Below are 14411 nucleotides of genomic sequence, written 5' to 3' on the forward strand. Positions count from 1 at the left end.
CGAACGTGATTTACCGGAGTGGAGCACCTGATGGCCGGGGACTATATCGTCAAAGACATTTCGTTGGCCGGGTTCGGCCGCAAGGAACTGGATATCGCGGAAACCGAGATGCCGGGCCTGATGGCATTGCGTGCCGAATATGGTGAAAGCAAGCCTCTGAAAGGCGCCCGCATCGTTGGTTCGCTGCACATGACTATCCAGACAGCTGTTCTGATCGAAACACTGGTTGCGCTGGGCGCAGATGTGCGCTGGGCGTCGTGCAACATCTTCTCGACGCAAGACCACGCGGCGGCGGCGATTGCCGAGGCCGGTGTTCCGGTTTTCGCGATCAAAGGCCAGACTTTGGAAGAGCATTGGGACTATCTGGACAAATCCTTCCTGTTCGAAGACGGCCCCAACATGATCTTGGACGATGGCGGCGATGCAACGCTGTACATCCTGCTGGGCGCACGCGCCGAAGCCGGTGAGGACATCATCCCCGTCCCCGGTTCGGAAGAGGAAGAGGTCATCAAGGCTCAGATCGCCAAACGTATGGCGGCCTCGCCCGGTTGGTTCACCAAGATGCGCGACCAGATTCAGGGTGTGTCCGAGGAAACCACCACCGGCGTGAACCGCCTGTATCAGCTGGTGAAGGACGGCCACCTGCCGTTCCCGGCGATCAACGTGAATGACTCGGTCACCAAGTCGAAATTCGACAACAAATATGGCTGCAAGGAATCGCTGGTCGACGGTATCCGCCGCGCCACCGATACCATGATGGCCGGTAAGGTTGCTGTGGTGTGTGGCTATGGCGACGTGGGCAAAGGCTCGGCTGCCTCGCTGCGTGGTGCGGGTGCCCGTGTGAAAGTCACCGAAGTGGATCCGATCTGCGCCCTGCAGGCCGCAATGGATGGTTTCGAGGTGACTCTGCTGGAAGACGAAGTTGCTTCAGCAGATATCTTCATCACCACCACCGGCAACAAGGACGTGATCCGCATCGAGCATATGCGCGCGATGAAGGACATGGCCATCGTCGGCAATATCGGTCACTTCGACAACGAAATTCAGGTGGCAAGCCTGAAGAACCACAAATGGACCAACATCAAGGAACAGGTGGACATGATCGAGATGCCCTCGGGCAATCGCCTGATCCTGCTGTCCGAAGGTCGCCTGCTGAACCTGGGTAACGCCACCGGACACCCGTCTTTTGTGATGTCGGCGTCCTTCACCAACCAGGTCCTGGCGCAGATCGAGCTGTTCACCAAGGGTGATGAATACGAAAACGACGTCTACATCCTGCCCAAGCATCTGGATGAGAAAGTAGCCCGCCTGCATCTGGATCGCATCGGCGTGAAGCTGACCAAAATGGACAACGAGCAAGCGGCCTATATCGGAGTGAAGCCCGAAGGCCCCTACAAGCCCGAGCATTACCGCTACTGATTGCTGATCGGGTATGACCAAACGTTCAGGACGCCGCCGGATCTTGTATCTGGCGGCGTCTTTCTTTTCTATCATCGTATTTCTATTTCTTGTTGGGTCGGCCGGATATGTGCTGCTGTCGCATCCCAAATCACCGCTGCCCGACCACTGGAACCCTCTGCGTGACCTGTCCGTGACCGCGCCGGTCACACCGGTCACGTCGTATCAGCTGACCCGTGCCTTGGGGGATGAGGCGCTGTGCCGTGGAACATTGTCAGATGCCGGCGTGACCTTTGACGCCATGGAGGATCTGACCATTGATCCGAACTGTGGCATTGTCGGGCGAGGCTTGTTGTCGGGTTTGACGATTGCTGAGGTCGATCCGGTTGAAACCAGCTGCACCACAACTTTGCGGCTGGCCATGTGGGAGCATCACGTGGTGCAACCCGCTGCGCGGGATGCGTTTGGTTCAGGCGTGGCCAAATTGCGCCATATCGGCAGTTACAACTGTCGTCGGATGCGGACCGCGCAGGGTGAAAACAGCGGGTGGAGCAGTCATGCCCGCGCAGACTCGATCGACATCATTGGTGTAGAGTTGACAGATGGTCGTAATCTGACCTTGCTGGAGGATTGGCAGGGGACAGGGTCAAAAGCCCTATTTCTGCGTCATATCTGGCGCGGGGCCTGTGATTGGTTCCGCGTGGTTCTTGGGCCTGATTTCAACCGTTTACATGCTGACCATTTCCACCTGCAGGGTCCCGGCTGGGGTTATTGTCGCTGACCCACTCGTCCATTTGCACAGAACTTTAGCTAAGGGGGAGAATTTGCAGTTTTTTTTCCTTATGCGAGCAGGGAGAGGAGGCTAGTCTTTCCGGCATAGCTAAACAGTGACACAGAAACGGATTAAGGAGACTGGGGTATGGGAAAACGCGACGAGATGATTGCCAAATACGCTGATGATCTGAAAAACAAATGCGGGATGGACCCCGATATGGACCTGCTAACCAAGGTCACCATCGGTTGTGGTCCGGCGATCTATGACGCCGACGCGTCGACCGTAGCGGCCACGCAGGACGGTGAACTTGAGACGGTCAAAAACAATTTCCTGATCAAGAAACTGGGTCTGGCGGATGGCCCCGAGCTTATGGAAGCGATCAACTCGGTTCTGGAAACCTATGGCATGTCCGAGCGCAACAAGTACCGTGCCGTGGTCTATTACATGCTGACCAAGCATTTCGGCAAAGAGGCCGTCTACGCCTAAGCCACACGTTTTTCCGATGAAACGCCCGCCTCCCCATCGGCGGGCGTTTTGTATTTGATCCTTATTTTAAAGACTTGGTATTTGAAACGCCTGACGAAACCCGGCTATGGTCCAAGTATGACTAGGACGGTCAGAACCAGAGATTTCCATACGCGTGTGGTGAGTAGGGAGCACGCGGGGGTAGGGAAGGTTCTGCATCCGTCAGGGCCTTCCCTTTTTTGGATTATCTGTCGGATATGGTCAGTCTGCCTGTGTCTGACCTAAATCGCAGATTTCCTGCCATTCCGCTTCGCTTACCGGCTGTACCGACAGGCGAGAGTTTTTTACCAACACCATCTCAGCCAGACGTTCGTCCGCCTTAATCTGGTCCAGCGTGACATGCGTTGAAAATGGCCGCACCGCTTTGATATCCACGCATTCCCAGCGTTCGTCATCGGTGCTGCTGTCTGGATGGGCCTCGGCGCAAACCTCAACAATGCCGACGATCGCCTTGTCTTTTTGCGAATGGTAAAAAAACCCGCGATCGCCGTTTTGCATCTGACGCATGAAATTTCGCGCCTGATAATTTCGCACGCCGTCCCATTCCTCACCTGTGTCTCCTTTGGCGACCTGCTGGTCCCAGCTCCAGGTCGAGGGTTCGGATTTGAACAGCCAATACGCCATCAGCCGATGACCTTTTTCCAGTGGATCAGCTCAACCGATTGGAACAGCCCTGCCTTGGCATAAGGATCATTGTCCGCCCAGCGTTGTGCGGCAGCCATATCCTCGACATCCAGAATGACAAGAGAGCCGATCATGTCATCGCCATTCATCAGCGGACCGGCCTGTGAGACAACTCCGGTTTCCTCGATATAGGCCAAATGGTCGGCGCGGTTGTCCTTGCGGGTTTGCAGGGCGCCGTCCTTGTCCTTGGCGATCAGGGCTATCAGCATATTATTCCTCCTTGAGGGGTCGGTTGAGCAGGGTTTGAATGGCTTGGGCCACACTATAGGTGCCGTGGCTCAGGTCGGCCACTGCGGCGCTGATGGGCATGTCCAGCCCCTCGGCTGCGGCGATCTCGGCCATGGCGCGGGCGGTGGCGACACCTTCGACGGTGGTATGGGAATCAAACGGGCGATTTTGACCCAAACAAAGGCCAAAACGGTAGTTTCGGGACAATTCAGAAGAACACGTCAGCACCAGATCACCCAACCCTGAAAGCCCCATCAAGGTGTCAGGTCGAGCGCCGCGCATCAATGCAAAGCGTTGCATCTCGGCAAAGCCGCGGGTCATCAGGGCAGCACGGGCACTGTCGCCCAGCCCTGCACCGATGGCAGCCCCGCAGCCGATGGCCATGACATTCTTCAATGCACCGCCCAGCTCCGCGCCGATCACATCCGTCGTGCGATAAAGGCGCAGGTTGGCCGTGGTCAGCTCGGACTGCAGGGTTTTGCTCAGATCGGCGTCTGCGCAGGCTAGGGTCAGCGCTGTGGGCAGGCCCCGCGCAATGTCATCAGCAAAGCTGGGTCCGGTCAGAAGGGCCGGGCGCGCATCCGGGATTGTCTGGCGGATCACCGAAAGCGGTCCCAGGCCCGAGGACAGCTCAATCCCCTTGCAGCAGGCCACCAGCGTTTTCCCGGCCAGAACCGACGCATGTTCGGTCAGGGCCGAACGCAGTTTCTGCATTGGTACGGCCAGCAGCAGCACATCGGCGGTTACAGCATCCTGAATGTCCGCAGTTGCCGCAATCCCGTCCGGTAAGGTCACATCCGGTAGGCGCGCAGTGTTTTCGCGGCTGTCTTGCATGTTTTGAGCCTGCTCGCCACTGCGCGACCACAATGTAATCGGCCCGTTTCCGGCCAGTGAAATCGCCAGCGCCGTGCCAAACGCACCTGATCCGAGAACCGAAACGCTCATGCCTTGGCCCCTTTCTTACCGCTGCCCAGCATAGTCGGGCTGGTTTGATCCAGCGGCCAGCGGGGCCGGGCGGTCAGGTCCAGACCATCCCGCGCCCCTGTGCGAAACCTCTCTAGTCCGGCATAGGCGATCATCGCGGCGTTGTCGGTGCACAAGTTTAGCGGCGGAGCGGTGAACCTTGCACCTTTTTCGGTGCAAACAGTCTCTAACGCAGCGCGAATAGCCGAATTTGCGGCCACGCCACCAGCGACCGCAATCACCGGGTCCGAGGGATTTTCTTCTAAATATCGGTCGATAGCCCTGCGCGTTTTTTCGGCCAGTGTGTCCACGATGGCCTGTTGAAATCCTGCACACAGATCGGCGCGGTCCTGACGGGTCAGCCCGCCCTTTTCGGCAACGATCTGATCCCGCATCCGCATCAGCGCGGTTTTGAGCCCGGAGAAGGACAGGTCACATCCGGGCCGGTCCAGCAGCGGGCGTGGAAAGCGGAACCGTTTGGGATCGCCCGACCGCGCCTCGGCCTCGACCGAGGGGCCACCGGGTTGCGGCAGGCCCAGCAGCCGTGCGGTTTTGTCGAAAGCCTCGCCCGGCGCGTCGTCGATGGTGCCGCCGAGGCGGGTAAATTTTTCAGGTCCGTGGGCGATCAGATATTGGCAATGCCCGCCCGAGACCAGCAGCATCAGGTAAGGGAACCCAATGCCATCGGTCAGGCGGGGTGTCAGGGCATGCCCAGCCAGGTGGTTCACTCCGATCAACGGTATCCCGGTTGCGGCACTTAACCCTTTGGCGCACATGACGCCGGACATGACGCCGCCAATTAATCCCGGCCCGGCAGTTACGGCAATTGCGTCCATATTGGACAGGGTCAGACCTGTGGCCTCCAGCGCTTGAACCACGCATGTATCCAGTTTCTCTGCATGTGCCCGTGCGGCGATCTCGGGGACAACGCCGCCGAAAGCGCTGTGCAATTCAGTTTGGCCATGCACGACTGACGACAAAACTTCAGCCCTCGTGCCATCGGTTTGGCGCACGACGGCGGCCGCTGTGTCATCACAGCTACTTTCCAACCCGAGAACGGTAAGTGTTTGCACCATTGGCCTGATCCGTTACATCATGACTGCCAAGCGGGGTATCACCCTGCGCGGATGCAAACAATCCCAAGGCCGAGGACGCCGACAGTTGTATTTGCTGATGACCCGCCCGCGCGCGGCCTCTGAACGGTTCGTCGCGCAGCTTTCAACCCGCACCAGATCCCGGGTTAAAGTCATTTATTCCCCGATCCTTGAAATCAAGCCCTTGCCAATTAGTGTGGATACTGACGGGGTAAGGGGGCTGATCTTCACGTCGGCAAATGGTGTGAATGCAGCTATTTCAAAGGGTTTGTCGCGGGATATTCCTGCCTTTTGTGTTGGTCCGGCGACCACCGGTACCGCCAAAGGTGCTGGCTGGAATGCACAGATGGTCGGTGCAACTGCCGAGGAACTTGTGGCTTATTTGATCAAACATCGACCCGACAGCCCTCTGTTGCATCTGCGCGGAGAGCACAGCCGGGGAAATGTGGCTGCCCGCTTGACCGAGTCGGGGCTGACTGTGCGTGAACAGGCCGTCTACCAACAGCATTTGTTACCACTAACACCCGAAGCTGTCGCAGCCTCCAGGGGCAAAGCAGCCGTTGTTGCGCCCCTGTTTTCCCCGAGGACGGCGCGACATTTTGCCGAAGTTTGGGGCGGGACAGCGCCGTTGTGGTTGGTGGCAATTAGCGAAGCAACGGCCGATTCCCTTTATTCCTTGGACTATGTGCGTTTGCAGATCGCCAAGGAGCCGACCCCAAAGAAAATGCTGAAAGCCGTTAAAAAATTTGTGAAACATGCGATGCGGGTTGAGGGTGACGAGACCACCGATTAACTTAGAGTGGTCTGTTATTCATGGTATTTTGGATTCGATAAGGGGAATGTTGCGGTGGCTGGTAAGAAGAAATCCGATCAAAAGCCGGTGGAAGACCCCAAGTCGGACGACCTGAAGGATCCTGCAGTAACCTTGGAAGAGGCACCTGTTGAACTGCCTGATCCAAAGGGTGAACCGGCGGAGGGCGAGCTGACCGAGCCCAAAGAGACCGGTATTGACGCGGCCGATCCGGCTGAGGAGCTTCTTTCCGAAGCCGAAGCCGAAGCCGAAGCCGAAGCCGAAGCCGAAGCCGAAGCCGAAGCCGAAGCCGAAGCCGAAGCCGCACTAGCGGCGACTTATGATGATCCTGTTGCGCATGAGGATGAGAAGCGTGGCGGCTTCATCCCCGCCTTGGTCGGAGGTGTGGTTGCGGCGGCGATCGGGTTTGCGGCAGGTACCGCTGGACTGTTCAATTCCGATCAGCCTGATGCGATTGCCGAATTGAGGGCGAACATTCGTACCCAAGCTGGGCAGATTGAGGACCTGACAAAATCCTTGCCCGGCAGTTCGGATGTAGACGGCAAAATCGCTGCTCTGACCGATCAGGTCACACCGCTCAGCGCGGATATTGAAGCGCTGAAATCCGGCCTCGAGGAACTGATGGGTAAGGTCGATCCACTAACCAGTCGCCTGAATGAGTTGGAAAACAGCGCAGTGACGCAGGGTGCCTCACCTGATACGACCGCTGCGTTTGAAGCCGAGTTAAAGAAACTGCAAGACTCTTTGGCTGCACAGCGGGCTGAGGTTGAGAAAATGGTCTCAGATGCGCAGGCGCTTGAAGCCAAAGCCGCCGCCGATGCAAAGGCGGCAACCAATGCTGCCGTCCTGTCTCAGATCCACGGGCAATTGGATGCAGGCCAGCCTTATGGGGATCTGATCACCGAACTGGCAGCAGGTGGCCTGAGCGTGCCTGAGGCCCTTTCAGCCCCAGCAAGCGAAGGTGTCACAACATTGGCCGCACTGAGAGATGCTTTCCCGCCCGCAGCCCGCGCCGCTTTGGCTGATGCGCGTGACGCGGACAAGGGCACCGGCCTTGTCGCCTTCCTGCAACGTCAGACCGGAGCTCGGTCTGTGACCCCGCAAGAGGGTGACGGCGCCGACGCGATCCTGTCACGGGCGCAGGCAGCTCTGTCCAAAGGCGATGTTTCGGCAGCGCTGGCAGAAGTTAAATCTCTACCTGATGCGGCACAGGCTGCATTGGCCGATTGGGAACAGGCGGCCCAGACACGGGTGGCTGCCGTGGATGCCGCAAATGCGCTGCAATCCAGCGTAAACTCGAACTGAAGGACCTGCCATGCTGTGGTCATTGTTAAAGATCCTCGTTTTTGTAGCGATTATTGGCCTGCTGGCCATGGGCGCCATGTTCTTGATGGAAACCAGCGGCGGTGTGCAGATCACCGCCGGAGGTGTTGAATACACGCTTGGTCCGCTACAATCGGTTATTGCGCTGGGTATCCTTGTGGCTTTGATCTGGCTGTTCTTCAAATTACTGACCCTGTTGATTGCCACGTTGAAATTCCTCAACGGTGACGAAACCGCTCTGTCGCGTTATTTCGACCGCAGCCGGGAAAAACGTGGGTATCAGGCGCTGGCCGATGGTCTGATGGCGTTGGCTTCGGGCGAAGGGCGCGTGGCCATGTCCAAGGCCACCAAGGCCGAGAAGCTGCTGAACAAGCCGGAACTGACCAATCTGTTGGTGGCGCAAGCTGCCGAGATGAATGGTGATACCAAGAAAGCTTCGGAAACCTACAAAAAACTGGTCACCAACAACGCCACTCGATTTGTCGGTGTGCGCGGAATCATGAAACAGAAACTGTCCGAGGGTGACGACGACACCGCCCGCAAGTTGGCCGAAAAGGCGCTGGCGATCAAACCGCGCCATGCCGAGACACAGGATATTCTGTTGGGTCTGCAGACCAAATCACAGGATTGGACTGGCGCGCGTTCGACCCTGACGGCCAAGCTGAAAGCTGGCCACCTGCCACGTGACGTGTTCAAGCGCCGCGATGCGGTGCTGGCCCTGTCCGAGGCCAAGGACATTCTGGATGATAGCGCCACGGTCGAACAACGTGAACACGCGATCGAGGCCAACCGCCTGTCGCCCGATCTGGTACCTGCCGCTGCGATGGCCGCGCGAGCCTATATCGAAAAGGGCAAGCCGCGCGCTGCGACCAAGATCCTGAAAAAGGCGTGGGAGGTGCAGCCGCATCCCGATCTGGCCCATGCCTTTGCCGAAATCGCGCCAAATGAAACACCGGCTGAACGGGTTACCCGATTCACGGGGTTGACGCGTATTCACCCGGAAAATCCCGAAACCCGTCTGATCCTGGCCGAACTGAACATCGTGGCTGAAGATTTCCCCGAAGCTCGCCGCGCGCTGGGCGATGTGGTGGAAAAGCAGGCTGACGCACGGGCCTATACACTGATGGCCGCGATCGAACGGGGCGAGGGTGCTTCTGACGCTGTTGTTCAGGGCTGGTTGGCCAAGGCGCTGAATGCACCGCGCGGTCCGCAATGGGTGTGCGACAACTGTCACGACATCCAACCCGAATGGGGCCCGGTCTGTCAGAACTGCGGCAGTTTCGATACGCTCAGCTGGCAGACCCCGCAAACACCCGAGATTGCGACTGCAACCGGCGTGCACATGCTGCCGCTGATCGTCGGCGCGCTGGAGGATAAGGCAGAACCCGAGCCTGAGCCAGAAGTGGAAGAGCCCGAGGAAAAGGTTGAGCCTGAGATTATCGAGATGGAGGCCGAACCTGTTCGTCCTGACGTCGAACCTGTCCAACCGGACATTGAACCCGTTCGCCCCGATGTCGAGCCGGTAGTCGAAAAACAGGCCTGACCGTTTGATCAGGTTGGTAGGTCAATCAACCTGATCAAGTTGTTTTATTGGCCGTTATTGTGCTGCTTCTCAGCATTCAAATAGGTCAGCGATACTTGGGCGGCGTCGGGCCTTTGTTTCGACCGCCTTGCTGCGTTTGTTCCCAAGCGTGCGCGAGAATGCCAACCGACCGTGACAAGCAAAACAAGCCCCGTGCAAGGGGCGGAGCAAAGCCGAGTTCGGCATAAATAACTGCTGTGGCTCCGTCGATGTTCATTGGAACCGGCTTACCCTTGCGGAATGCCAATTCTGCCTCAATCTTACTCGCGATAGCTCTGAAATGGCCATCACACGCGTTGTGTGCCACCGCTTCGTCGACCAAGCTCATTAAGCGTGGTGCGCGGGGGTCCGTTGGCGTGTGAAACCGATGACCAAACCCTGGCAGAATTTTTCCGTTCAAACCAACCCAGTCGTCCACCGCCACGCCAACACTTGAAGGGTGCGAATTGACGAAATGGTAGAGCGTGACGGCTTGCTCACCTGCGCCGCCATGGATGTCACCCAGCATATTCACGGCACTGGCCATGGCGTTGTTCAGAGGCAATCCACACGTCACCGCCATACGGGCCGTCGCAATTGACGGCGCTTGCGGTCCATGATCCACGGCGGCGACCAGCGCAGCCTCAAACAACTGCAATTGTGCAGGTGATGGCCTGTCACCACGCACCATGAACCAGATCATTTCGGCAAAGCCGAGATTACCAATGAGGTCCTGTATTGGCTCTCCGCGAAGGTCTATGCGCCCTGGTTCCATGTCGATGATGGCTGTTTTCCACCAGTCGGCGACATCGTTCATATCACACCCTCCTTCTTCAATGCGCCGATCTCTGCACTGGACAAGCCAAGTTCCGACCAGATCACAGAGTTGTCTGCGCCAAGATCGGGCGGAGGGTATTGAGGCATCCTGCGCTGTCCGTCCATCACGACGGGGCTGCCAGCCAAATTCAATTCTTCACCGTGCACGGACAGGCACCCAATCAATCCACGGCCAGCGAGCTGGTCGTCCGATAGGGCTTCGGGCACAGTCAAGACATGCCCGGTCGGAACGCCCAACGCATTCAGTTCGTTGACCCATTCATTGGCCGAACGCGTGCGCAAAGTCTCTTCCAGATCTTTTCGCAGAGAATGGCGGTTCCGTTTGCGATCCTCGCGCGTCGCATAGTCGGGGTTTTGCAGCAAATCCTCTCGACCGAGATGTAGGGCGAGTGCCTGCCATTGTTCATCGCGGTTTGCGGCAATGTTGATCGGGTTATCTGCGGTGGCAAATGTACCTGATGGCGCGGAAGTTGTGTTTTCGTTGCCATGTGCACCCGGTGTGACACCGCCGATCAGATAGTTCGAAACCACCCAGCCCATTGTCGAAATCACCGTTTCGGACATGGCGATGTCCAAAAACGCGCCGCGAGGGTTGGCGTTCAGGGCCGCGCTGATGGCGAAAGACGCCGTTAGGCCTCCGACAGTGTCAGCCAACGGGTAGCCAACGCGATATGGGGCTGTATCAGGCGCGCCTGTGATCGACATGACACCGCTGAGGCCCTGAACGATCTGATCATAGGCCGGGTCTTTTCGGCGCGGCCCGTCCTGACCAAAACCGCTGATGGCGCAGTAGATCAGATTGGCGTTTTCAGTGCGCAAGGTTTCATAGCCCAACCCGAGACGATCCATGACGCCAGGTCGGAAGTTCTCAACCAAAACATCCGCGGTTTGCACCAACCGTTTCAGCAGCTCTTTGCCTTTTGCAGATTTCATATCCAGAGTGACAGACTTTTTGTCCGCGTTTTGGGCGAGAAAGCTGATACCCATTCCGGCCTTGTTGCGCTCGGGGTCAGCTCCCAAAACGCGAGCAAGGTCGCCGCCCTCTGGGCGTTCGACCTTGATCACTTCGGCTCCCATCAGTGCAAGTTGATAGCAGCAATACGGGCCTGCCAGAACGTTTGTCAGGTCCAGAACCCGTATTCCCGCAAGGGGCTCAGTCGCCATCTGCGACCCCGGCTGCCCGCGCCCGCGCCCGACGTGCCCGATAGCTGGGCAGTAACACCAACAGGGCCGCAATCACCAATAGGCCCAGCGTCATGGGACGTTCCCAGATGAACGCGATGCCGTCATAGAGCTGCATCGACCGCGCAAAGTTGTCCTCCATCATCCCACCAAGAATGAACCCGATCAGCAGCGGGGCCAGTGGATAGTCGGCAAACTTCAACGCTGTCGCGCACACGCCGAAACCAACGAGGATCAGCAATTCTGTCGCATTGTTCTGCCCGATATAAGCCCCCATCAAAGTGAAGAACAAAATGAACGGGATCAGGTAGTTGCGCGGAACTGCCAGCACCTTGGCGATGTAGGGGATCAGCGGCAGGTTCAGGATCAGAAGGACAAGGTTGCCGATGAACATCGACATGATCACGGCCCAGAAGATCTGAGGTTCGTCCAGCATCAGGCGCGGGCCCGGCGTCACGTTCAAGGCAATCAACGCCCCCAGTAGGATCGCCGTTGTGCCCGACCCGGGAATACCCAAGGTCAGCAGCGGAACGAATGATCCGGTACAGGCTGCGTTGTTTGCTGATTCAGGTGCCGCCAGACCCTTGATCGACCCTTTACCGAATTCCTCCTGTTCCTCTTTCGGGGCTATGTTGCGCTCGACCGCATAGCCGAGGAAGCTGGCAATCGTAGCACCGGCGCCTGGCAGAACCCCGATAAAGAATCCCTGCACCGATTGCCGTCCGATCACCGGAGCGATGGCTTTGGCTTCATCCTTGGTGATACGTAGATCTTTGATTTCACCCTCGTCGCCCTTCAGGTCCTTTGGCTTGAGAACCAGAAACAGTGCTTCGGGTAGGGCAAACATGGCCATAGCCAGCGTGATAAATCCAAAGCCCGATTGCAGGTCCATAATCCCCATCGTGAAACGAGGCAGGTTGAACAGTGCGCCTTCGCCAACGGTTGCCATGATCAGCCCAAGGACCGTCATGATGATGGCTTTGGCAACCTGTCCGCTTCCCGCAAACGCGGCGATGGCTGAAAGTCCCACCACCATCAGAGCGAAATACTCGGCCGAATGGAACAACAGTGCGACCGAAGACAGGGCAGGGGCAAACACCATCAGCAGCACAGCGCCCAGCGTACCGCCAGCGAAACTGGCAATCGCAGCGATTGTCAGCGCTTTGCCGGCTTTGCCTTGCCGCGCCATTGGGTAGCCGTCGAAACTTGAGGCGACTGTGCCCGCGACCCCCGGCGCGTTCAGCAAGATCGATGACGTCGAGCCGCCAAAGATTGCACCATAGTAGACACCGGCCAACAGGATCAGTGCCGCCGATGGGTCGCCCATCGAGATGGCGACCGGGATCATGATGGCAATGATCGACATCGGCCCAAGGCCCGGTAGCATGCCGATAAACGTGCCGATCAGACATCCTGCGACGACCATCAGAAGGTTTTGGATTGAGAATGCCGTTTGCAGGCCGATCAGAAGTCCTTCAAGCATGTCAGCCTCCGAAAATGCCCGGCAGGGGGCGCATGTAGATGCCAAGAACTTCCTGAACCAGATACCAGACGGTGCCTGTTGCGATGAACGCTACGGGCAGCATGATGTGCCACCTGCGCTCACCCAGAATGAAGGATCCGAGGATCAGGAAGGCAGAGGTTGATATCAGGAACCCCACAGGGCGCAAACACAGGGCGTATATGACCATCAGCGCCAACAGCGTCAGTGCCTGATCCAAGTGATAGTCTCCCAGACGTCGATAATCGATATCGGCCTCTTTCGGCTCGGATTTTTCAAAGCCCAGCAGGATGATCGTTGTCGTGATTATAGCCAACACAGACAACACTTTGGGGAAGGTGCTTGGCCAGATGGGGTTCCGTTGCATGAAGGGTGGAAGACTACCATCCATAGTGAACCAGGCGGCGTAGCCATACATTATACTTACACCCAGAAGAACGAGTGCGATCCAGCGATCCAGCGCCATGTGACCCCCTCCTTATTCGTTGACGTTAGGGATGGCAGAGCGGCGCACCGCTCTGCCAAATCTATTTTTAAAGGAAACCCAGCTTTTTCATCAGATCGCCGATCTGTTGTTCCTGCTGCTCAAGGAACGACTGGAAATCATCACCCGAGTTGTGGATGTTCACCCACCCATTACGGGCGCGAACTTCTTCCCATTCCGGCGTGTCATACATCTTGGCAATTGCGTCTTGGTAAGCCACCAACTTGTCTTCCGGCAGGCCGGGGGCCGCGAAGAAGCCACGCCAGTTCACGAAGGATGTGTCGATGCCCTGTTCTTTCATGGTCATCGCATCGGGTGCAGCGTCCACGCGTTCATCGGCGGTTACTCCGATGATCTTGACCTCTCCCGCATTCGCCAGATCGACAGCTTCCGAGAAGCCGGTCGACAGGGCTGCGATCTCACCCGACAGCAGGGCTGCCATGGCTTTGCCACCCGCGTCGTAGGGGATGTATTTCACAGCCAATGCATCCTTGCCGGCCGCTTCCATCACCATGGCTGCAACCAGATGGTCCATGCCGCCCGGTACCGAACCGCCACCGATGGCCGTGCCCGATGGATCAGCGTCAAACGCGGCCAGTAGATCTTCCATCGAGTTGATCGGGCTGTCCTTGCCTACGACAATCGCGGCATAGTCACCGATGGTACCCGAAACCAGTGTCAGATCGCGGAAATTATGCGGAAACACACCGGTCAGCGAGCGGATCACGATAGGTGTCGAATTCACCATCAGTGTGCCGTGGTTACTGTCGGCATTTTCGATCAGGAAACCGATGGCTTTACCGCCGCCACCGCCTGACATGTTTTCGTAAGACGCAGTACCCACGAGGCCCGCTTTGGTCAGTGCTTCGCCCGTGCCGCGGGCTGTGCCGTCCCAACCGCCGCCAGCACCGCCGGGGATCAGAAAGTGAATGCTATCGACCACCTGATCGGCCCAAGTTGGGCCAGTCAGGCCAATTGCGGCCACAGCTGCGATCAGGGCGCGTCGGCCCAGTTTGAATGTCGTCATGTTTTCCTCCCGTTTGAC

Annotated in this window: 15 protein-coding genes; 6 read left to right on the top strand and 9 right to left on the bottom strand. The window is 57.8% G+C overall.

Annotated features, from left to right (window positions below; all coding sequences use genetic code 11):
• Nucleotides 1-30: 30 nt before the first annotated feature.
• From ahcY to ACR0D7_RS12090, 3 genes are all read left to right on the top strand, one after another.
• Complete coding sequence (gene ahcY / locus ACR0D7_RS12080; RefSeq protein WP_170570832.1) at nucleotides 31-1419, top strand: adenosylhomocysteinase; 1389 nt, start codon at nucleotides 31-33, stop codon at nucleotides 1417-1419.
• Between the two features lie 13 nt (nucleotides 1420-1432).
• The gene (locus ACR0D7_RS12085) at nucleotides 1433-2179 is read left to right on the top strand and encodes an extensin-like domain-containing protein (protein ID WP_480679229.1); all 747 of its coding nucleotides are present in this window, start codon (nucleotides 1433-1435) and stop codon (nucleotides 2177-2179) included.
• Nucleotides 2180-2317: 138 nt separating this feature from the next.
• On the top strand, nucleotides 2318-2659 hold the full coding sequence (locus tag ACR0D7_RS12090; RefSeq protein ID WP_480679230.1) for a DUF2853 family protein: 342 nt from the start codon (nucleotides 2318-2320) through the stop codon (nucleotides 2657-2659).
• Nucleotides 2660-2899: 240 nt separating this feature from the next.
• On the opposite strand, the gene ACR0D7_RS12095 is transcribed toward ACR0D7_RS12090, so the two are convergent.
• The 4 genes from ACR0D7_RS12095 to tsaD are packed head-to-tail and all read right to left on the bottom strand — an operon-like array spanning nucleotide 2900 to nucleotide 5649.
• Nucleotides 2900-3322 (bottom strand): EVE domain-containing protein, encoded by a 423-nt coding sequence (locus ACR0D7_RS12095; protein ID WP_480679231.1) that lies wholly within the window; start codon nucleotides 3320-3322, stop codon nucleotides 2900-2902.
• Nucleotides 3322-3591: a YciI family protein gene (locus ACR0D7_RS12100; protein ID WP_480679232.1), complete on the bottom strand. Its 270-nt coding sequence runs from the start codon at nucleotides 3589-3591 to the stop codon at nucleotides 3322-3324. The genes ACR0D7_RS12095 and ACR0D7_RS12100 overlap by 1 nt, the downstream gene beginning before the upstream one ends.
• Nucleotide 3592: 1 nt before the next feature.
• Nucleotides 3593-4555 carry an NAD(P)H-dependent glycerol-3-phosphate dehydrogenase gene (locus ACR0D7_RS12105; protein WP_480679233.1) on the bottom strand — a complete coding sequence of 321 codons (963 nt, stop codon included), beginning with the start codon at nucleotides 4553-4555 and terminating at the stop codon, nucleotides 3593-3595.
• The gene (gene tsaD / locus ACR0D7_RS12110) at nucleotides 4552-5649 is read right to left on the bottom strand and encodes a tRNA (adenosine(37)-N6)-threonylcarbamoyltransferase complex transferase subunit TsaD (protein WP_480679234.1); all 1098 of its coding nucleotides are present in this window, start codon (nucleotides 5647-5649) and stop codon (nucleotides 4552-4554) included. The genes ACR0D7_RS12105 and tsaD overlap by 4 nt, the downstream gene beginning before the upstream one ends.
• A gap of 85 nt (nucleotides 5650-5734) precedes the next feature.
• Here tsaD and ACR0D7_RS12115 point away from each other — a divergent pair, with 85 nt between their 5' ends.
• The 3 genes from ACR0D7_RS12115 to ACR0D7_RS12125 are packed head-to-tail and all read left to right on the top strand — an operon-like array spanning nucleotide 5735 to nucleotide 9344.
• Nucleotides 5735-6460: a uroporphyrinogen-III synthase gene (locus ACR0D7_RS12115; RefSeq protein ID WP_480679235.1), complete on the top strand. Its 726-nt coding sequence runs from the start codon at nucleotides 5735-5737 to the stop codon at nucleotides 6458-6460.
• A gap of 54 nt (nucleotides 6461-6514) precedes the next feature.
• Nucleotides 6515-7783 carry a COG4223 family protein gene (locus ACR0D7_RS12120; RefSeq protein ID WP_480679236.1) on the top strand — a complete coding sequence of 423 codons (1269 nt, stop codon included), beginning with the start codon at nucleotides 6515-6517 and terminating at the stop codon, nucleotides 7781-7783.
• A 10-nt stretch (nucleotides 7784-7793) separates the two neighbouring features.
• Nucleotides 7794-9344 carry a heme biosynthesis HemY N-terminal domain-containing protein gene (locus ACR0D7_RS12125; protein ID WP_480679237.1) on the top strand — a complete coding sequence of 517 codons (1551 nt, stop codon included), beginning with the start codon at nucleotides 7794-7796 and terminating at the stop codon, nucleotides 9342-9344.
• An 85-nt stretch (nucleotides 9345-9429) separates the two neighbouring features.
• Here the strand turns inward: ACR0D7_RS12125 and ACR0D7_RS12130 are convergent, their stop codons facing one another.
• From ACR0D7_RS12130 to ACR0D7_RS12150, 5 genes are all read right to left on the bottom strand, one after another.
• A complete protein-coding gene (locus ACR0D7_RS12130; protein ID WP_480679238.1) occupies nucleotides 9430-10179 on the bottom strand; it encodes a citryl-CoA lyase in 750 nt (249 codons plus the stop codon).
• Nucleotides 10176-11363 (bottom strand): CaiB/BaiF CoA transferase family protein, encoded by a 1188-nt coding sequence (locus ACR0D7_RS12135; protein ID WP_480679239.1) that lies wholly within the window; start codon nucleotides 11361-11363, stop codon nucleotides 10176-10178. The genes ACR0D7_RS12130 and ACR0D7_RS12135 overlap by 4 nt, the downstream gene beginning before the upstream one ends.
• Nucleotides 11353-12864 (bottom strand): tripartite tricarboxylate transporter permease, encoded by a 1512-nt coding sequence (locus tag ACR0D7_RS12140; RefSeq protein WP_480679240.1) that lies wholly within the window; start codon nucleotides 12862-12864, stop codon nucleotides 11353-11355. The genes ACR0D7_RS12135 and ACR0D7_RS12140 overlap by 11 nt, the downstream gene beginning before the upstream one ends.
• A gap of 1 nt (nucleotide 12865) precedes the next feature.
• On the bottom strand, nucleotides 12866-13348 hold the full coding sequence (locus ACR0D7_RS12145) for a tripartite tricarboxylate transporter TctB family protein (protein ID WP_480679241.1): 483 nt from the start codon (nucleotides 13346-13348) through the stop codon (nucleotides 12866-12868).
• Between the two features lie 67 nt (nucleotides 13349-13415).
• Entirely contained in the window at nucleotides 13416-14393 is a 978-nt protein-coding gene (locus ACR0D7_RS12150) for a Bug family tripartite tricarboxylate transporter substrate binding protein (RefSeq protein ID WP_170570791.1), read from the bottom strand.
• Nucleotides 14394-14411 lie beyond the last annotated feature (18 nt).

The sequence above is a fragment of the Ruegeria sp. BB7 genome (assembly GCF_056539365.1).